This is a genomic window from Rhizobium sp. rho-13.1, from assembly GCF_007000305.1.
GTDB lineage: Bacteria > Pseudomonadota > Alphaproteobacteria > Rhizobiales > Rhizobiaceae > Rhizobium > Rhizobium rhododendri.
Genome location: NZ_SCFL01000001.1, coordinates 1,181,438 through 1,200,249 on the forward strand (window position 1 = coordinate 1,181,438; position 18,812 = coordinate 1,200,249).

At 60.5% G+C, this 18,812-nt stretch carries 16 protein-coding genes and 1 pseudogene; 16 read left to right on the plus strand and 1 reads right to left on the minus strand.

The window, feature by feature from the left end:
- Positions 1 to 143 precede the first annotated feature (143 nt).
- The 5 genes from EQW76_RS05870 to EQW76_RS05890 all read left to right on the plus strand — a co-directional run bounded on the left by EQW76_RS05870 (position 144) and on the right by EQW76_RS05890 (position 7,600).
- Complete coding sequence (locus tag EQW76_RS05870; RefSeq protein ID WP_142823619.1) at positions 144 to 1,097, plus strand: sensor histidine kinase; 954 nt, start codon at positions 144 to 146, stop codon at positions 1,095 to 1,097.
- Between the two features lie 442 nt (positions 1,098 to 1,539).
- Complete coding sequence (locus EQW76_RS05875; RefSeq protein WP_142823472.1) at positions 1,540 to 2,901, plus strand: NAD(P)-dependent oxidoreductase; 1,362 nt, start codon at positions 1,540 to 1,542, stop codon at positions 2,899 to 2,901.
- 14 nt (positions 2,902 to 2,915) lie between these two features.
- Positions 2,916 to 4,229, plus strand: coding sequence for an NAD-dependent dihydropyrimidine dehydrogenase subunit PreA (preA, locus tag EQW76_RS05880; RefSeq protein ID WP_142823473.1), 1,314 nt, complete (start codon positions 2,916 to 2,918; stop codon positions 4,227 to 4,229).
- A 264-nt stretch (positions 4,230 to 4,493) separates the two neighbouring features.
- Positions 4,494 to 5,033 (plus strand): biliverdin-producing heme oxygenase, encoded by a 540-nt coding sequence (locus EQW76_RS05885; protein WP_142823474.1) that lies wholly within the window; start codon positions 4,494 to 4,496, stop codon positions 5,031 to 5,033.
- Entirely contained in the window at positions 5,030 to 7,600 is a 2,571-nt protein-coding gene (locus EQW76_RS05890) for an HWE histidine kinase domain-containing protein (protein ID WP_142823475.1), read from the plus strand. The genes EQW76_RS05885 and EQW76_RS05890 overlap by 4 nt, the downstream gene beginning before the upstream one ends.
- A gap of 10 nt (positions 7,601 to 7,610) precedes the next feature.
- On the opposite strand, the gene EQW76_RS05895 is transcribed toward EQW76_RS05890, so the two are convergent.
- On the minus strand, positions 7,611 to 8,261 hold the full coding sequence (locus EQW76_RS05895; protein ID WP_142823476.1) for a TetR family transcriptional regulator C-terminal domain-containing protein: 651 nt from the start codon (positions 8,259 to 8,261) through the stop codon (positions 7,611 to 7,613).
- A gap of 298 nt (positions 8,262 to 8,559) precedes the next feature.
- Here EQW76_RS05895 and EQW76_RS05900 point away from each other — a divergent pair, with 298 nt between their 5' ends.
- The 11 genes and pseudogenes from EQW76_RS05900 to EQW76_RS05950 all read left to right on the plus strand — a co-directional run bounded on the left by EQW76_RS05900 (position 8,560) and on the right by EQW76_RS05950 (position 18,774).
- A complete protein-coding gene (locus EQW76_RS05900) occupies positions 8,560 to 9,813 on the plus strand; it encodes a Zn-dependent hydrolase (protein WP_161990942.1) in 1,254 nt (417 codons plus the stop codon).
- Between the two features lie 51 nt (positions 9,814 to 9,864).
- Positions 9,865 to 10,344 (plus strand): annotated as a pseudogene (locus EQW76_RS05905) (DUF559 domain-containing protein); the annotation flags it as partial.
- A 148-nt stretch (positions 10,345 to 10,492) separates the two neighbouring features.
- Positions 10,493 to 11,947, plus strand: a complete 1,455-nt coding sequence (hydA, locus tag EQW76_RS05910; protein ID WP_142823478.1) for a dihydropyrimidinase — start codon at positions 10,493 to 10,495, stop codon at positions 11,945 to 11,947.
- 2 nt (positions 11,948 to 11,949) lie between these two features.
- Positions 11,950 to 12,327 (plus strand): hypothetical protein, encoded by a 378-nt coding sequence (locus EQW76_RS05915; RefSeq protein ID WP_142823479.1) that lies wholly within the window; start codon positions 11,950 to 11,952, stop codon positions 12,325 to 12,327.
- A complete protein-coding gene (locus tag EQW76_RS05920; protein ID WP_142823480.1) occupies positions 12,318 to 13,133 on the plus strand; it encodes an ABC transporter ATP-binding protein in 816 nt (271 codons plus the stop codon). The genes EQW76_RS05915 and EQW76_RS05920 overlap by 10 nt, the downstream gene beginning before the upstream one ends.
- Before the next feature lie 3 nt (positions 13,134 to 13,136).
- Entirely contained in the window at positions 13,137 to 13,472 is a 336-nt protein-coding gene (locus EQW76_RS05925; protein WP_142823481.1) for a hypothetical protein, read from the plus strand.
- A gap of 2 nt (positions 13,473 to 13,474) precedes the next feature.
- The gene (locus EQW76_RS05930) at positions 13,475 to 14,362 is read left to right on the plus strand and encodes an ABC transporter permease (RefSeq protein WP_142823482.1); all 888 of its coding nucleotides are present in this window, start codon (positions 13,475 to 13,477) and stop codon (positions 14,360 to 14,362) included.
- Positions 14,359 to 15,486 carry an ABC transporter permease gene (locus EQW76_RS05935; RefSeq protein WP_142823483.1) on the plus strand — a complete coding sequence of 376 codons (1,128 nt, stop codon included), beginning with the start codon at positions 14,359 to 14,361 and terminating at the stop codon, positions 15,484 to 15,486. Before EQW76_RS05930 ends, EQW76_RS05935 begins: the two co-directional genes overlap by 4 nt.
- A gap of 59 nt (positions 15,487 to 15,545) precedes the next feature.
- Positions 15,546 to 16,514: an ABC transporter substrate-binding protein gene (locus EQW76_RS05940; RefSeq protein ID WP_142823484.1), complete on the plus strand. Its 969-nt coding sequence runs from the start codon at positions 15,546 to 15,548 to the stop codon at positions 16,512 to 16,514.
- Between the two features lie 338 nt (positions 16,515 to 16,852).
- Positions 16,853 to 17,269, plus strand: coding sequence for a hypothetical protein (locus EQW76_RS05945; protein ID WP_142823485.1), 417 nt, complete (start codon positions 16,853 to 16,855; stop codon positions 17,267 to 17,269).
- A 41-nt stretch (positions 17,270 to 17,310) separates the two neighbouring features.
- Positions 17,311 to 18,774, plus strand: a complete 1,464-nt coding sequence (locus tag EQW76_RS05950) for a CHAD domain-containing protein (RefSeq protein WP_142823486.1) — start codon at positions 17,311 to 17,313, stop codon at positions 18,772 to 18,774.
- Positions 18,775 to 18,812: the final 38 nt, after the last annotated feature.

The window sequence follows — 18,812 nt, forward strand, 5'->3', positions numbered from 1 at the left end:
ACAAAACGACTTGCGATTTGGCTGATGTGCCCGCCTAGTCGGACACCCCGGGTTTCAATCCGGTTAGGCGAAGGAAAGGCATCTTGGTGAATAACGTTGATCCATCGTCCAGCTCACCGCTCGGGTTCGAGGGTAAGGCTGCTATGATGGAACGCGCACTCGGAAGTGCGGGCGTTTCGATCATCTACCAGGACGCCTGTCTCCTGGTATCCTATTTCGAGAACCTTCCCGAACATCTGACCGGCATCGCAGCCCTCGGAATTGACGATATCGCGTTGTTTGGCGAGAAGGATGGAAATCACATCCTGGGCCTGAAGCGCGACGTGCTCAGCAGCGGCAAACAGGCCAAGGCGGAAATCTCGATTCCCTCTGCAGAGGGCATAAAGATCTATGAAATCAAGATGGAACGGACCGATGGTGCCAGCCACGGCATCCTTTCCGTGATCTTCGAGGTGACTGAAAGCCGTCATCGCGAAAAGGTTCTAAAATCGCTTCTGCGCGAGCTGTCGCATCGCTCCAAGAACCTGCTTGCCATCATCCAGGGTATCGCAACCCAGACCGCGCGCAACACCCTGTCGCTGGATAACTTCCTGATCAAGTTCCGGGGACGCCTGCAGTCGCTGTCGAACTCGCAGGACCTCATTACAGATTCGAGCTGGCGCGGCGCCTACCTCTTCGAACTCGCCCAGAAGCAGTTTGCCCCCTACTGGCCGGACGCGAGCATTCCTGTTCCGATCCACGGCATCAATGCTCACCTGACGCCGAATGCCGCGGTGCATCTCGGACTGGCGCTGCATGAGCTCATCGTCAATTCCGCCACCCATGGCGCCATCGCCGCCGGCACGACCAGCATCACGCTAGACTGTCAGGCCGTCGAATGGGAAGGCAAGCAGGCCGTCGAAATCGTCTGGTCGGAAACGATCGTGACACCTGGCGCCGCCAATGATTTTGAAGACAACAGTTTCAGCAAGACGGTGCTGGAGCGCGTCGTACCGACGTCGATGAACGGCCGCGCCAAGCTCGGCGTCAGCCCCGAGCATCTCGACTACCGCTTGACGATTCCGGAAACGGAATACGAGATCCTGAAGCAATCCTGATCTCACCCCCCAGAAATAATGCATTTGAAGACGCAGAAAATCAGCCGTTGCGAGGGCGCGCAACGGCTGATTTATAACTCACCGGGAGGGGGACCGTGAGTAGACGTCCGACGACGCTTTGAAGGGGCGCGCACCTGGGTGGGTGCATTCATCATCAGGACACACTGATAACTGTCCAGCGTACCGCTGGTTCCACCGTATTCGAAATAATTCTCTCTTCTGGGCAGGAACCAGCTCGGCGCGTCTGCCGTGCAGGACCCCACAGCTGCATGCGGGGAATGGAAAGCGGAAAGCTCCCTAAACATAAGTCAATAAAAACAAATACCTAGAGACTAGGTTCCTCCCCTTGACCGGATTAAAATCTCCAAAAATTTACCGTTTGATAAATTTTTTTTCCTGAGTTAGCTTTTACGCACTGGCCGTTGATAAGAGGGAACTTAAAATGGGACGACTGGAAGCTGGGATTAAAAGTGGCCGACTGACCGCGGCGGAATACGGTCGAAACTTTTCCGACCTGCATCCGCGGCTCGGCGACCACGAGGCGCTCGTCGAATCCGATCGCTGTTATTTCTGTTACGATGCACCGTGCATGACGGCCTGTCCTACCTCGATCGACATCCCGCTGTTCATCCGCCAGATCTCGACCGGGAACCCCATCGGCTCTGCAAAAACGATCTTCGATCAGAATATCCTGGGCGGCATGTGCGCCCGCGTCTGTCCCACCGAGCAGCTCTGCGAGGACGTCTGCGTCCGCAACACGGCCGAGGAACGACCAGTGGCGATCGGCCGCCTGCAGCGCTACGCGACGGATGCGGCGATGGCGGCTCAAAAACAGTTCTATACGCGCGCCGAGCCGACCGGCAAAACCATCGCCGTGGTCGGTGCCGGCCCCGCCGGTCTCGCCTGCGCCCATCGGCTTGCCGTCAATGGCCACGCCGTCGTCATCTTCGATGCCCGTGAAAAGGCTGGCGGCCTCAACGAATACGGCATCGCCACCTATAAGGCCGTCGATGATTTTGCCCAGCAGGAAGTCGATTACGTCCTGTCGATCGGCGGCATAGAAGTCCGCAACGGCCAGATGCTCGGCCGCGATTTCACGCTCGGCGAACTCAGCGCCAAATACGACGCCGTCTTCCTCGGCCTCGGCCTTACCGGCGTGAATGCCTTGAGGGCTGAAGGCGAGGATCTCGAGGGCGTGGCGGACGCCATTTCCTATATCTCGGACCTCCGCCAGATCGCCGACAAAGCCGACATCGCCATCGGCCGCCGTGTCGTCGTCATCGGCGGCGGCATGACGGCAATCGATGTTGCCGTCCAGGCCAAGCTGCTCGGTGCCGAAGAGGTGACGATCTGCTACCGTCGGGGCAAGGAACACATGAACGCCTCCGAGTGGGAGCAGGACCTGGCCGCCTCTAAGGGCGTCATGATCCGCCATTGGCTGGCACCGAAGCGCATCATCGAAAAGGACGGCAAGGTAGCCGGCATCGAGGTCGAATATACCGAGCTTCGCGATGGCCGCCTCACCGGCACCGGCGATACCGGCGTCATCGCTGCCGACCAGATTTTCAAGGCCATCGGCCAGACGCTCGTGGCGTCCGGCATCGAAACTCTGCAGATGGAGGCAGGCCGCATTGCCACCGACGCAGACGGAAAAACCTCGGTCGACGGCATATGGGCCGGCGGCGACTGCATTGTCGGAGGAGACGACCTGACGGTGTCAGCCGTGGCACAGGGCCGCGACGCTGCCGAATCCATCAACCGCACGCTGGCTGCCGTCGCGCACCCCGCCGCTGCCGTCGCCTAAGGGGAGAGTGAACAATGGCTGATCTGCGCAATAATTTCGTCGGCATCAAATCCCCCAACCCCTTCTGGCTGGCCTCGGCACCGCCGACGGACAAAGCCTACAACGTCAACCGCGCCTTCGAAGCCGGCTGGGGCGGCGTCGTCTGGAAGACGCTCGGCGAGGACGGGCCACCTGTGGTCAACGTCAACGGACCGCGCTATGGCGCCATCTGGGGCGCCGACCGCCGCCTGCTCGGGCTCAACAACATCGAACTCATCACAGACCGCGACCTCCATACGAACCTGCGGGAGATGAAGGAGATCAAGATGAAATGGCCGGATCGGGCGCTGATCGCCTCGATCATGGTTCCCTGCGAGGAGCAGGCTTGGAAGGCGATATTGCCGCTGGTCGAGGAAACCGGCTCCGACGGCATTGAACTCAATTTCGGCTGTCCTCACGGCATGTCGGAGCGCGGTATGGGTGCTGCGGTCGGACAGGTGCCGGAATATATCGAGATGGTCGTTCGCTGGTGCAAGCAATACACCCGCATGCCGGTCATCACCAAGCTGACACCAAATATCACCGACATCCGCAACCCCGCCCGCGCTGCCAAATCCGGGGGAACCGACGCGGTATCGCTGATCAACACCATCAACTCGATCGTCTCGGTGGATCTCGACAATTTCGCCCCGAACCCGACTGTCGGCGGCAAGGGCAGCCACGGCGGCTATTGCGGCCCCGCCGTCAAACCGATCGCGCTCAACATGGTGGCTGAGATCGCCCGCGATCCGCAGACCCACGGCCTGCCGATTTCCGGCATCGGCGGCATTACCACATGGCGCGACGCCGCAGAATTTCTGGCACTTGGCGCTGGCAACGTCCAGGTCTGCACCGCCGTCATGACCTACGGCTTCAAGATCGTCCAGGAAATGATTACCGGCCTCTCCGACTGGATGGACGAAAAGGGTCACCGGACGCTCGACGATGTCATCGGCCGTGCCGTTCCGAATGTCTCCGACTGGCAGTATCTCAACCTCAACTACATCGCCAAGGCCAAGATCGATCAGGATGCCTGCATCAAATGCGGCCGCTGCTACATCGCCTGCGAGGATACCTCGCACCAGGCGATCACCAACATGGTCGATGGCATCCGGCATTTCGAGGTGAAAAACGAGGAATGCGTTGGCTGCAATCTCTGCGTCAGCGTCTGTCCGGTCGAAAACTGCATCACCATGGAGGAACTCCCGGCTGGCACGCTGGACACACGGACCGGCAAGATTGTCGACCCGAACTACGCCAACTGGACGACGCATCCCAACAACCCCATGGCACGCCAGGCCGCCGAATAGCCTTTCGTCCTCAGTCAGCCGTTATCGATATTGGAACGGGGCCCGCCACATGTTTTTTGCTACGTGGCGGCCCCCTGCTGTCGGATCGACCCGCACGGGAATGCCAGGCCGGCAATCGAAACCGGCAACGTAGGCGTTATACAATTGGCGATTCCATGAAAAGTAACCGAAAACTCGGCTTTGACTGGATATAATCCAGCCCTCAGGTATACCGGGTTCTTGGTGCTCTCACTGGGCAGTAAATATGCTGTTCGGGCCGACTGAATGACTTTTCGAAATGCCCTCCGTGCCGGCACTGCCGAGTACCATGATGTTGTCGACCATCTGTTTGGTCGCTTCGACATGACCGATCGCGTCCACTATACTGCATTTCTGACAGGCCACGCGCGCGCCCTTCCTGCAGCCGAGCAAGCTCTCGAGGCCGCCGGAATTGCCCGCATCTTCCCGGATTGGCCGGAGCGTCGCCGTAGCCATCTGTTGCGGGCCGACATGGCGACGCTCGAGCTGGTCATGCCCCCGCCTGTCGCCTTGGCTGCCTTCTCCTCCGACGATGAAATCTGGGGCGCAGCCTATGTCATCGAAGGTTCGAAACTGGGCGGCGCGATGCTTGCAAAGCGCGTACCGGAACATTTTCCCTCCGCATATCTCTCCTACCAGGGACCCAAAGGCGCCATGAAAGCGTTTATGGATAGGCTGGATGCGGCTGCACCCGTTGACAGGGAGCGCGCGATAGCGGCGGCTAGGTCTGTATTTGCCGCTTTCAGGGCCGCCGCCGAACTCGAACTGGAGAAATCCGCCTTTTGACCGATGAATTGCAGCGTATCGACCTAACCAATTGCGATCGTGAGCCGATCCACCAGCTCGGCACGATACAGCCGTTCGGCTTTCTCCTGGCATTGTCGTCCGATTGGCTGATTGCACGGGCCTCTGTCAATCTCGGCGAATTCATCGGCGTGGAGCACGAGCAGATCCTGGGCCGGCCGCTGACGGAATTGTTTACCCCGGACGCTGTGCACACGCTGCGTAACCGGATGGCCGTGATCCGCGGGCAGGATACCGTCGAACGCCTGTTCGGCGTCGTGCTGCGTGAAGGTGGCGCACGCTTCGACATTGCGCTGCATATTTCGGATAGACAGATAATCATCGAGGCGGAGCCGTCGCCTGCGGCCGACGAAAGTGGTGCGATATCGATTCGCAGCATGACCGCGCGCCTTGACCAGACGGACACACAGCAGGCCTTCTTTCGCGAAGGCGCACGGCAGGCGCGCGCACTGACCGGCTTCGACCGCGTTATGATCTATCGTTTCGACGAGAGCGGCGCAGGTGAAGTCGTGGCGGAAGCGGCGCGATCGGGCATCGGCTCTTTTCTCGGATTGCACTATCCTGCCTCCGACATTCCAGTACAGGCGCGTGCACTCTATCTCCGCAACCTGTTCAGGATCATCTCCGACGTCGATGCCGTTCCTGTGCCGATCGCACCGCAGCTTACCGAACATGGACAGCCACTCGATCTTTCCATGTCGGTTCTGCGATCGGTATCGCCGATCCATATCGAATATCTGAAGAACATGGGTGTGGAAGCATCGATGTCGATTTCGATCGTTGTCGAAGGTGCGCTGTGGGGCCTGTTTGCCTGCCATCACTACAGCCCTCGCCTGCCCTCGCTGGAACGACGCGCCAATGCCGAATTGCTCGGACAGATGTTCGCCTCGCGCCTGGAAAGCCGCGAACGGCGGATAGCGCTTGAATACGAGCGCAAGGCTAAGCAGATCGGCGATCGCCTGCTGACATCGGTCGCCGGCAATACCAGCTTGCTCGATGACCCCGCCTGGCTGATCGACGCTCTCGCCGATGTCATTCCGGCAGACGGAGTGGGCGTCTGGATCGACGGGCGCATGGCTCTGAGCGGCGCCACCGTCTCCGAAGATCAGGTCGCCGAGCTGACGTCGCTTCTCAATCGAAATGCCGCAGGCAGGGTCTTTGCAACGGACAGCATTCGAAGCTGGTATCCGGACTGGGACGAGAGCACCCATGTCTGCGGCCTTCTGGCTATCCCGATTTCCCGCTCTCCCCGTGACTATGTCATCCTTTTTCGCCAAGAGATCATCCGCTCCGTGCGCTGGGCAGGCGATCCTAACAAACCTGCCGAGTATGGTCCGGGCGGTCCACGCCTTTCGCCGCGCAAGAGCTTCGAGAGCTGGTCGGAAATGGTGCGCGGCCACTCCCTCGCCTTCACCGCCCCTCAACTGCGCGTCGCCGAGACGATCCGGGTGGCCCTGATCGAAGTGATCCTGCGCCTCTCCGAGGAAGCGAATGCGGAGCGGCGTGTTGCGAGCGAGCGTCAGGAACTGCTGATTGCCGAACTCAACCACCGCGTCCGAAATATCCTCAGCCTGATCGGAGGGTTGATTCGCCACTCGAAATCCGCAGATCTTTCTGTCGACGGCTACATCGAGCAGCTTCAGGGACGCGTGCAATCGCTCGGCCGCGCCCACGACCAGCTGACCCAGGACCAGTGGGCGCCGGCGTCGTTCAGGCAACTGCTGGAAGCGGAAAGTGCCGCGTATCTCGGCAAGACCTCCGGCCGACTGGATATCAACGGCCAGGAGGTGCTGCTGGACCCGAAAGCCTTTACGACATCGTCGCTGGTCTTCCACGAACTCGTTACCAACAGCGTCAAGTACGGCAGCCTTTCGGCTGCGGGCGTCGTTGCGATCGACTGGGATCGGGATGCCGAGGGCAATCTGCGCATCCAGTGGCGTGAAAGCGGCGGCCCTGCCGTGACCACACCCACGCGCGTCGGTTTCGGATCGACGATCATCCGACGCTCGTTCATCTACGATCTGGACGGCGAGACCAGCATCCGCTTTGCCGAAGGCGGCCTGGAAGCAGATTTTGTCATTCCGGCGAAATTCGTGACCTTTGTCAGCGCCGCCGTACTCACCGCTCCGCAGAAAGAAATGATCGACAGCCAGATTGCTTCCGCACCGCTCGGTCAACAACCGCTCGCCGGAATGTCGGTGTTGCTTGTGGAAGACAATCTGATCATTGCCATGAACGGTGAGGATATTCTGAAAAGCCTCGGCGCTGCCGAGGTCATCGCCGTTCCCAACGTGTCGCAGGCGCTCGCCGCCCTAGACCAGCAGCCGCTCCAGATGGCGCTGCTGGACGTTAATCTCGGCGTGGAGACGAGCTTTCCCATCGCCGACCGGCTGATAGGCATGAATATCCCGTTCGGCTTCGTGACCGGCTACGGAGACAGCATCCCGCAGGGCGACACCTATGCGGACATCCCCGTCCTGCAGAAGCCCTACACCTGGGAGAGCATCGAGGCATTTCTGGCGGTCGTCCTCAGGCCGCGCGACGAGTGAATGCCGGTGATTACGCCTTCTTCTGCGGGATCATCAGCCCGTTGACGAAAAGCTGCTCCAGATAACGGGCGGCATCCTCGAACCGGCCCTCGCCGGAGCTCCCCTGCCCGAGGACCGCGCGCACCTGGACGTCGAAGTCGGCATAGTGCTGCGTGGTCGACCATATCGAGAAAATCAAGTGATAAGGGTCGCATTTGGCAATCTTGCCGGCCTTCGCCCAGGCGCGGATGACAGCCGCCTTCTCGTCGACAAGGCTCTTCAGCGGCCCCTTCAGCTCGTCCTCGACATGCGGTGCACCCTGCAGCATCTCGTTGGCAAACAGCCGGCTTTCGCGCGGAAAATCCCGGGCCATTTCCAGCTTGCGACGGATATAGCTGCGGATCTCGCTCTCGGGATTTCCTTCCGGATTGAAGACGCGCAGCGGTTCGAGCCAGGTGTACAAAACGCGATCGATCAGGGCTCGGTGGATCGCCTCCTTGGTGCGGAAATAGTAGAGCAGATTGGGCTTCGACATGCCGGCAACCTCGGCAATCTGGTCGATGGTGGAACCGCGAAAACCATGCATTGAAAAGACATCGAGGGCGGCCTCGAGAATAACCTCTTCCTTTACTTCCTGGATGCGGGTGCGGCGCTGCGTCTTCGCCGCTCTGGGGGTCGCCATGTCGATTTCGCTTCTCCTTGAAACCCGCGCAGTTGTCACTTCCGCCACGCGCCGGCGCCAAATCTGATCGTCCGGGTATCTGCCTGTATTTTGTCGCCGCTTTTCGCGATTTTCATCTTGAGCACCGGCGTGGAAGCTGTAATGTTTACCAATCGGTCAAATTATCGATGAGTTGCAATACAAAGGCAACCGTCGATTTTCCGGAGCAAGAAAAACAAAAAACGCTCCGCAGCAAGACCAAGGGAACGACCGGTCATGCCGCTCGCATGGCCGCGACAAAACGGGCGAGGATTATCATATGGTGGCCGCACCAGGCGAAAACATGCGTATCAATGGCGACCGCCTTTGGGATGCGCTGATGGATATGGCGAAGGTCGGACCAGGCATTGCCGGCGGCAACAACCGCCAGACGCTCACCGATTCCGATGGCGAAGGACGCCATCTCTTCCAGCAATGGTGCGAAGCAGCCGGAATGACTGTCGGCGTCGACCGCATGGGCACGATGTTTGCCACCCGGCCCGGTACCGATCCCGACGCACTTCCGGTCTATGTCGGCTCGCATCTCGACACCCAGCCTACCGGCGGCAAATACGACGGCGTTCTCGGCGTGTTGGCCGGTCTCGAAGTCGTGCGCACCATGAACGATCTCGGTATCAAGACAAAGCATCCAATCGTCGTCACCAACTGGGCCAATGAAGAGGGCGCCCGCTTTGCTCCGGCGATGCTGGCCTCTGGCGTCTTTGCCGGCATTCACGATCTCGACTACGCCTACAGCCGCAAGGATCCGGACGGAAAGACCTATGGCGACGAACTGAAGCGTATCGGCTGGCTCGGCGACGAGGAAGTCGGCGCCCGCAAGATGCACGCCTACTTCGAATACCATATCGAGCAAGGCCCCATCCTCGAAGCCGAAAACAAGGCGATCGGCGTCGTCACCCACTGTCAGGGCCTATGGTGGCTGGAGATCACGCTCACTGGCCGCGAAGCCCATACCGGCTCGACACCGATGGCGCTGCGCGTCAACGCGGGCCTTGCCATGTCAAGAATTATCGAGATGGTCCAGGCCGTGGCGATGGAAAACCAGCCGGGCGCTGTTGGCGGTGTCGGCCAGGTATTCTTCTCTCCCAACTCCCGCAATGTGCTGCCCGGCAAGGTCGTCTTCACAGTCGACATCCGGACGCCGGATCTGGCCAAACTCGACCGGATGCGCGAAAGGATCGAGACCGAGGCGGCAGGCATCGCCGAAGCCCTCGGCGTCGGCTGCTCGATCGAGGCCGTCGGCCATTTCGATCCGGTGACCTTCGATCCGACATTGGTGTCAGCGGTCCGCAACGCCGCCGAAAAACTCGGCCTCAGCCACATGAACATCATCTCCGGCGCCGGCCACGACGCCTGCTGGGCCGCCAAGGTGGCCCCGGCCACGATGATCATGTGCCCCTGTGTCGGCGGCATCAGCCACAACGAGGCGGAAGATATTTCCAAGGAATGGGCATCAGCCGGCGCCGACGTACTGTTCCACGCGGTGGTGGAGACGGCGGGGATCGTGGAGTAGACGATGCTAGTCACGTCGAGCGATAGCAAGGCTGCGGGGGCTGTGTCTTCTCCCTTCTCCCCTGCGGGGAGAAGGTGGCCCGAAGGGTCGGATGAGGGGCGCGAAATGCACGAGGATGACATCACTAGACGACGTCCCGGTAAAACCCAGCAGGCCCGGCGATTGCGCAAAAATGAGACTGAAGAGGAATACCGTCTTTGGAGCGATCTGAGAAATCGGCGCCTGAATGGTCACAAATTCGCACGCCAAATTCCATTAGGCCCTTACGTGGTGGATTTTCTCAGCCGCGAAACAGGCTTGATCGTTGAGGTCGATGGCGTCCAGCATGCAGAGATGCAATCGGACACCCGCCGTACCCGGTGGCTTAACCAGCACGGTTATTCGGTCATACGCTTTTGGAACCAGGAGGTTCTTCGTGAGCGGCGGGCAGTTCTGGACACGATCCTGGCAGCCCTTGAAGGGCAGCTTTCTGTCCGAGACGAGATACTACGCTTTTATCCTGCGATCGACACCGGAAAGAGGCCCGGATGACCAGATCCTGTAGGCCCCTCATCCGGCCCTTCGGGCCACCTTCTCCCCAACGGGGCGAAGGGGAAGCATGCCGCAATCCCGGCGAGGGCGGATGGTCTCTGGCCAAGACGTTTGAACACCGAAAATTTCACAATCGGGAACGAAAGCCATGAGCACAGTCATCAAGAACGGCACCGTTGTCACGGCCGACCTGACCTACAAGGCCGACGTCAAGATCGAGGATGGGGTGATTGTCGAGATCGGGCCGAACCTTCTGGGAAATGAAGTGCTCGACGCCACCGGCTGTTATGTCATGCCGGGCGGCATCGATCCGCATGTGCATCTCGAGATGCCGTTCATGGGCACCTACTCGGCCGACAATTTCGAAAGCGGCACGCGCGCAGCGCTTGCAGGGGGCACGACGATGGTCGTCGATTTCTGCCTGCCGGAGCCCGGCCAGTCGCTGCTCGATGCGCTAAACCGCTGGGACAACAAGTCCGCCAGCGCCAATTGCGACTATGCCTTCCACATGGCGGTGACCTGGTGGGGCGAGCAGGTCTTCAACGAGATGGAGACCGTCGTCAAGGACAGGGGCATCAACTCCTTCAAGCACTTCATGGCCTACAAGGGTGCCCTGATGGTCGACGACGACGAGATGTTCCACTCGTTCTCGCGCTGCGCCGAGCTTGGCGCCTTGCCGATGGTGCATGCCGAGAACGGCGATATCGTCGCCCAGATGCAGGCAAAGCTGATGGCGGCGGGTAACAATGGTCCCGAGGCCCACGCCTATTCCCGGCCTGCCGCTGTCGAGGGCGAAGCGACCAACCGCGCTATCATCATCGCCGATATGGCCGGCGCGCCGCTCTATGTCGTCCACACCTCCTGCGAGCAAGCACACGAGGCCATCCGGCGCGCCCGCCAGAATGGCATGCGCGTCTATGGCGAGCCGCTGATCCAGCACCTGACGCTCGACGAAACCGAGTATTTCGACAAGGATTGGGACCACGCCGCCCGTCGCGTCATGTCGCCACCGTTCCGCTCGAAGCTGCATCAGGACAGCCTGTGGGCGGGTCTGCAGTCAGGCTCGCTGCAATGCGTCGCGACCGACCATTGCGCCTTCACCACCGAGCAGAAGCGCTTCGGCGTCGGCGACTTCACCAAGATCCCCAACGGCACGGGCGGCCTCGAAGACCGTCTGCCGATGCTGTGGACCCATGGCGTCGCCACTGGCCGCCTGACGATGAACGAGTTCGTCGCGGTCACCTCCACCAACATTGCCAAGATCCTGAACATGTATCCGAAGAAGGGCGCGATCCTGGTCGGTGCGGACGCCGATATCGTCGTCTGGGACCCCACTCGTGCCAAGACGATCTCGGCTGGAAACCAGCAGTCGGCCATCGACTACAACGTTTTCGAGGGCAAGCAGGTCGTCGGACTGCCGCGCTATACGCTGACCCGCGGTGTCGTTGCCATCGAGGAGACGACGGTGAAAACCCAGGAAGGCCACGGCAAGTTTGTGAAGCGCGAACCCTTCGCCGCCGTCAACAAGGCCCTGTCCACCTGGAAAGACGTCGTCGCGCCCCGCAAGGTCCAGCGCACCGGCATCCCGGCAAGCGGGGTGTAACTGTGCGCGCCCGCCACCTTCTGGTTACCGCCATTCTGCTCGTACCGACCTATGCAAACGCCGATGGCCTGGGACTGGCCATCGACGGCAATTATGGCAGCAAGGAAGGATGCATCTATGCAAAGACCGGAGAATCGAGCGGTGCCGATACATTCCTGCTGCTGACGCCTGATGCCGTGACGACGTCCGTTTCCAGCTGCGAGTTCAAGAAGATCGTCAAGACCAGCAACGACAGGTTCACCGTCACGGCCGCCTGCCAGGCAGAAGGTGAAGACAGCGCTGGCGAAGAGAGAGTTGATATCATCCGTGTAGACAAGAGCAGTTACCGCATCCTTTTCGAGGACGGGACAAAATTGGGACCCGTGAAGAAATGTCGGTAATCGCATCCACGCCAGAACAGAAGATCACGGCATCCGTCGTGTCTGCCCGAAATCTCTGTCTCACCTACCAGACGAGCGATGGTCCGGTGCATGCGCTGAGCAACGTCGATCTCGATGTCCGCAAGGGCGATTTCATCTCCTTCATCGGCCCTTCAGGCTGCGGCAAGACGACGTTTCTGCGCTGTATCGCCGATCTCGAGAAGAAGACTTCCGGCGAAATCGACGTCAACGGCATGACGCCTGAAGAGGCCCGCAAGGCGCGAGCCTATGGCTATGTCTTCCAGGCTCCAGCGCTCTATCCGTGGCGCACCATCGAGAAGAATATCTCCCTGCCGCTCGAAATCATGGGCTACGCGAAGGATGAGCGGGACAAACGCATCGCCCGGACGCTGGACCTCGTCAACCTCACCGGCTTCGAGAAGAAGCACCCCTGGCAATTGTCGGGCGGCATGCAGCAGCGCGCATCGATCGCCCGCGCACTCGCCTTTGACGCCGACCTTCTGCTGATGGACGAACCCTTCGGCGCACTCGACGAGATCGTCCGCGATCATCTGAACGAGCAACTGCTGAAACTCTGGGCCCGCACCAACAAGACGATCTGCTTCGTCACCCACTCGATCCCTGAAGCGGTCTACCTGTCGACGAGGATCGTCGTGATGTCGCCGCGCCCCGGCCGGGTGACCGATATCATCGAATCCACGTTGCCGGCGGAGCGTCCGCTCGGCATCCGTGAAACCCCCGAATTCCTCGCCATCGCCCACCGCGTCCGCGAAGGCCTGCGCGCCGGCCACTCCTATGAGGAATAGGCCATGAACGGCACCTTCCTCCTCTGGCTCGGCGGCGCCATGCTGATCTTCCTCGGCGGCGCCACCGCATCGCGGGCCTATATCGCCACCAGCAATGTCCTGATCCTCGTGCTGTCCCTCGGGCTTTACTGCGTCGGAAACCTGATGATGGTGCGGTTGATGCGCGAGGGCGGCCTTGGCCTTGCCATCTCCGCCTCGGCCATCGTGCAATTGGTCGCCATCAACATCATCGCCTTTGTCGTCTTCGGCGAGCGCCTCAGCTTGGCGCAGATGGCAGGTGTCGGGCTCGGCGTCGTATCTATGGCGTTGATGCTGCTTCCCTTGCAGGGAAAGGCGTGAGCATGGAGAACGAACAGTTTTTCCGGCACAAGTTCATTCCCGTGACGACCGTTCTCCTCGCCATCCTGGCGATCTGGTATGTCGCCACCGTTATCATGAACGCCCCTTTCCAGATCGACCTCGACAGCCGCGCCGGCGTGTCCACAGGCCCACTGGAGTTCATTGGCAGGACGATGGCGCAGCCGAAGCCGACGCTTCCGGCGCCGCACCAGGTGGCGATTGCGGTTTTTGACAACACCTTCCTGCGCGCCATCGATAGCAACCGCAGCCTCGTCTACAACGCCTGGATCACGCTGACATCCACAGCCGTCGGCTTCGTCTTCGGCACGCTTCTCGGTATCCTCATCGCCATCGGCATCGTCCATGTCGTCACGCTCGACCGCAGCCTGATGCCTTGGATCATCGCCTCCCAGACCGTGCCGGTGCTCGCCATCGCGCCGATGGTCATCGTCGTGCTCGCCGCGGTCGACATCAACGGGCTGATCCCCAAGGCACTGATTTCGACCTACTTGTCGTTTTTTCCGGTGACGGTCGGCATGGTCAAGGGTCTTCGCTCACCCGAAGCCATGCACCTGGACCTCATGCGCACCTACAAGGCCACAGCCACCCAGACATTCTGGAAGCTGCGTCTGCCCGCCTCCGTGCCTTACCTGTTCACCTCGATGAAGGTCGGTATTGCGGCGAGCCTGGTCGGCGCCATCGTCGCTGAATTGCCGACCGGAGCTGTCGCCGGCATCGGCGCAAAACTCCTCGCCGGCTCCTATTACAGCCAGACGATCGACATCTGGGCCGCGCTCGTCGCGGGCTCGGTACTAGCGGCCCTGCTCGTCGGCATCGTCAGCATTGCCGCCCGCATCGTCGACCGTGCGATGGGGAGGCGCCCATCATGAAGAACCTCCAGTATTCCTGGCAAAGCCTCGTGGCGATCCTTCTTTGCATCGGCGCCGCCCTCACCTTTCCGCTGATCGAACCCGGCAGCGGCGATCCCATCCTGCCCGGTATCAGCGCCCTGATCTTCTTCATGATCATCATCTCATGCTTTCTGTCGCAGTTGACACTGCCGCCGGCGATCAGTGCTGCCATCCTGTTTCTGGCAGCCCATGAAGTCGCTTGGCTGCTGTTGACCGCAATCACCGGCAATGAGGGCGCCGCCAGACTGTCATTCTTCCTTTTGCTGGCGTCCGCATGGCTGCTCGCGTGGCGCTGCGTCAGCATTCTTTCGGATATCCGCCCGCACTCGCGCTTTTCCGGTACGGTCCTGAGGCTGCTAATTCCGGCGATCTTCGGTGCCTGGATCCTGATCATCTGGGAGGCCGCTACGCGTGGCGCCGGCATCCCGTTCATCATCCTGCCGCCGCCGAGTGCCATTGCCGTCCGAATTGCCAGTTCCTTGCCGATCCTTGCCGCCGACGTTCGCCAGACGATCTTCAAGGCGGTGATCGCCGGCTACGCCATCGGCTGCATCAGCGGATTTCTGGTGGCGATCCTCGCCGACCGCTTCGCTTTCCTGAGGCGCGGCCTGATGCCGATTGCCAACCTCGCCTCCGCCCTGCCAATCATCGGCGTCGCCCCGATCATGGTCATGTGGTTCGGCTTCGACTGGCAATCGAAGGCGGCCGTGGTTACCATCATGACTTTTTTTCCGATGCTGGTGAACACCGTGGCAGGCCTTGCGGCATCGGGAGCGATAGAACGTGACCTGATGCGCACCTACGCCTCGAGTTACACCCAGACCCTGTTCAAGCTCCGGCTTCCAGCCGCAGCACCCTTCATCTTCAACGCATTGAAGATCAACTCGACGCTGGCTCTGATCGGTGCCATCGTCGCGGAATTCTTCGGCACCCCCATCGTCGGCATGGGCTTTCGCATCTCGACCGAAATCGGCCGGATGAACGTCGACATGGTGTGGGCGGAAATCACGGTGGCGGCGATTGCCGGCTCCGTTTTCTATGGCGTCGTGGCCTTGGTGGAAAGGGCAACGACTTTCTGGCATCCGTCGAGCCGTGGTGGCTAGACGGCCTGCTATCCTGGCCAGGGATCGCAGGCATAACTTCAGAGGGAAAAGGGAAGAAAATGAAAAAAATAGTCATGACATTGATGGCCGGCACCATGGCCGTTGCCGCAGCCCAGTCAGCACTTGCTGCCGACAAGGTGACGCTGCAGCTGAAATGGGTCGCCCAAGCCCAGTTCGGCGGCTACTACGTCGCCAAGGACAAGGGCTTCTACAAGGCGGAAGGCCTGGACGTCGACATCAAGCCGGGCGGCCCTGATGTCGCTCCTGAGCAGATCATCGCCGGCGGCGGCGCTGACGTGATCGTCGACTGGATGGGCGGTGCCCTGGTTGCCCGCGAAAAGGGCGTGCCGCTGATCAACATCGCCCAGCCCTTCGAGAAGTCAGGCCTTGAAATGGTCTGCCGCAAGGACGGCCCGGTCAAGACCGAAGCCGACTTCAAAGGCCACACGCTCGGCGTCTGGTTCTACGGCAACGAATATCCGTTCTTCGCCTGGATGAACAAGCTGAAGATCCCGACATCGGGCGGCACGGACGGTGTCACGGTCCTGAAGCAGAGCTTCGACGTCCAGCCGCTGATCCAGAAGCAGGCCGACTGCATCTCGGTGATGACCTACAACGAATATGGCCAGGTCCTCGACGCCGGCTTCAAACCTGAGGACCTCACCGTCTTCAACTATACCAAGCTCGGCGTGAACCTGCTCGAAGACGGCCTCTACGCCAACGAAACGAAGCTCAAGGACCCGGCCTTCAAGGAAAAGATGGTCAAGTTCGTTCGCGCCTCCATGAAGGGCTGGAAATACGCCGTCGAGCATCCCGATGAAGCCGCCGAAATCGTCGTCGATAACGGCGGTCAGGACGAAGCCCACCAGAAGTTCATGGCCGGCGAAGTCGCCAAGCTGATCGGCTCCGGCAAGCTCGACAAGGCGCTCTACGAACGCACCGAAACAGCCCTGCTGGACCAGAAGATCATCACCAAGGAGCCCAAGGACGCCTGGACGCACGCCATCACCGATGCCGCGCTGAAGTAGTCTTAACGCTCTAACAGTCCTGAAACGCGCGGGCTCTCATGCCTGCGCGTTTCTGCGTTGAGGGGCGGTGAAATTGCCGCGTCAGATCGGGATCCCGAGGCAAAATAGGCTCGGAACCGATTGGTTCATCACCACTTTCGCCCGAACCTGCCGAGATAAAGGCGCACGTGCTGTAAACTGATTGTCACCCGCAGCGGCTATCCTAGCGATATCTGGGTCCTTCGACCTGCAGATTTTCAGCCTGCGGTGGAGCATCCGCCCGCTAGCGGACTGCGTGTTGCCAGCCGCGCCATTTCCAGCGACACTCGCTTTGATCGCAGCCGAACGAGGAGACCGACATGAACAACATCTCCAGTGAAAACGACCCGGATTTCCGCCCGGCGTCCGCCTGCACGCTCTCGGCGATCTTCGACAGCAGGAGCGAAGCAGCGTCCGCAGTCGCCCGCCTGCAAGACGCCGGCATTCCGTCGGAAGCAGTCCATTTCCTCCCCAATATCGCCAGCGAAGGCGACGAGCCGGCAACTGCAGCGGAGCCGGTCGACTTCTGGCACAAGCTCGAAAACTGGTTCTTCGCCGACCACGAGCGAGCCGCCTATTCCGAAGGCCTGCGACGCGGCGGTTTTCTGGTATCGGTGATCGACGTCGACAAGGCGCAATACGACATCGCCCGCAATATCCTCGACGACGAAGGCTCCATCGACATCGACGAGCGTGCGGACCAGTGGCGTCGGGAAGGCTGGAGCGGCAAGCCTTAACACTTGAGGGCTATGGCGTGTTGCAACCTGGAGAATGACATTTGACACGCGAAATCGAACTGAAGCTCGAATTGTCGCAGGAAGCCAAGTACAGGCTTCTGAACTCGCCACTACTGGGCGAGCCATTGGCGGTCTTCGAGCAGCGCGCGCTCTACTTCGACACCCCTGACCAGACGTTGCGCAACGCAGGCTTTTCGCTTCGCATCCGGCAGGCAGGCGATGTCCGCACCCAGACGATCAAGGCAACGCACCAGAGCACTGCCGGCCTGTTTGCAAGGCCCGAATGGGAATCGATCGTCGAGACGGACGTCCCTGTTCTCGATCACACCGCACCCATTTCCACAGACCTATGGCCCGATCTCGATGCCGATCAACTCGTGGTCCAGTTCATCGTGCAGGTGCAGCGAAAGAAATGGCTGCACAGGGAGGACGGCTCCGAAATCGAGATCGTCGTCGACGAGGGCATCGTCATCGCCGGGGACCGCCGCAGCCCGGTGTGCGAGGTCGAACTGGAATTGAAGGACGGCAACACGCTCGATCTCTTTCGCGCCGCGCGCAAGATCCAGGATATCGACGGCCTGCGCCTCGGGGTGCTTTCGAAATCCGAACGCGGTTACGCCCTGGTCGCGCCGTTGCAGAATTTCTATAAAGCCGAGCCCGTGCAACTCGACCGAACGGCCAACGCCGTGACGGCCTTCCAGACCATTGGCCAATCCTGCTTCCGGCAATTTCGCCTGAACGAGACGGTGCTGGCCGATCGACGAAACCCGGAAGCGCTGCATCAGGCCCGCGTCTCCCTGCGCCGGCTCCGTTCGGCCCTGTCGATCTTCAAGCCTATTCTGGTCGATCCCGAGGCAGGCCGAATTGCCGCCGAACTGAAATGGCTGGCCTCGATCATGGGCGACGCTCGCAACTTCGACATTCTCGTATCGACTGCAGACAACGGCGAGCTTCGCGACCGCCTGAAGGTTCTGCGCACCGAAAAATACGATCTCGCCATAGAGGCGATGGCATCTCCGCGCGCACGGCGGGTGGCCATGGATTTCATCGAGTGGTTATGGTGCGGCGCCTATCTGGAGATGGAGGAAACCCGGGAAGCGCGCCACGCGCCGGCCTCGGAGTTCGCCTCCCATGCCCTCGACCGCCTGCGCAAGACCATCAGGCGAAACGCTAAACTTCTGGCAGATGGAACCGACACGGAGCGCCACGAGGTTAGAAAGGATGCGAAGAAACTTCGCTACGCCGCCGAGTTTTTCGCCTCCTTGTTCAGCGACAAGCAAGGACGAAGGCGCCACAGGGAGTTCGTGAAAGCTCTTGAGAAACTCCAGGAACATCTGGGCGGCGTCAACGATCTCGCCACGGCGCCGGCAGTCCTTCGTGATCACGGCCTGGAAGACCACCCGGATGCCGGCAGGCTATCCCCGACAGGAAGGAAGACCAAGCTACTCCAAGCATCCGCGGATGCGCTGGACGATCTGCTCGATGTCAAAAGGTTCTGGCGATGACGTCATCATCGGTATGGGTCCCATTGAAGGCTCCAGGG

Coding starts and splice junctions, on each gene's coding strand:
- EQW76_RS05870 (WP_142823619.1), top strand. CDS start 144: ATGATGGAACGCGCACTCGGAAGTGCGGGCGTTTCGATCATCTACCAG.
- EQW76_RS05875 (WP_142823472.1), top strand. CDS start 1,540: ATGGGACGACTGGAAGCTGGGATTAAAAGTGGCCGACTGACCGCGGCG.
- preA (WP_142823473.1), top strand. CDS start 2,916: ATGGCTGATCTGCGCAATAATTTCGTCGGCATCAAATCCCCCAACCCC.
- EQW76_RS05885 (WP_142823474.1), top strand. CDS start 4,494: ATGACTTTTCGAAATGCCCTCCGTGCCGGCACTGCCGAGTACCATGAT.
- EQW76_RS05895 (WP_142823476.1), bottom strand. CDS start 8,261: ATGGCGACCCCCAGAGCGGCGAAGACGCAGCGCCGCACCCGCATCCAG.
- EQW76_RS05900 (WP_161990942.1), top strand. CDS start 8,560: ATGGTGGCCGCACCAGGCGAAAACATGCGTATCAATGGCGACCGCCTT.
- hydA (WP_142823478.1), top strand. CDS start 10,493: ATGAGCACAGTCATCAAGAACGGCACCGTTGTCACGGCCGACCTGACC.
- EQW76_RS05920 (WP_142823480.1), top strand. CDS start 12,318: ATGTCGGTAATCGCATCCACGCCAGAACAGAAGATCACGGCATCCGTC.
- EQW76_RS05925 (WP_142823481.1), top strand. CDS start 13,137: ATGAACGGCACCTTCCTCCTCTGGCTCGGCGGCGCCATGCTGATCTTC.
- EQW76_RS05930 (WP_142823482.1), top strand. CDS start 13,475: ATGGAGAACGAACAGTTTTTCCGGCACAAGTTCATTCCCGTGACGACC.
- EQW76_RS05935 (WP_142823483.1), top strand. CDS start 14,359: ATGAAGAACCTCCAGTATTCCTGGCAAAGCCTCGTGGCGATCCTTCTT.
- EQW76_RS05940 (WP_142823484.1), top strand. CDS start 15,546: ATGAAAAAAATAGTCATGACATTGATGGCCGGCACCATGGCCGTTGCC.
- EQW76_RS05945 (WP_142823485.1), top strand. CDS start 16,853: ATGAACAACATCTCCAGTGAAAACGACCCGGATTTCCGCCCGGCGTCC.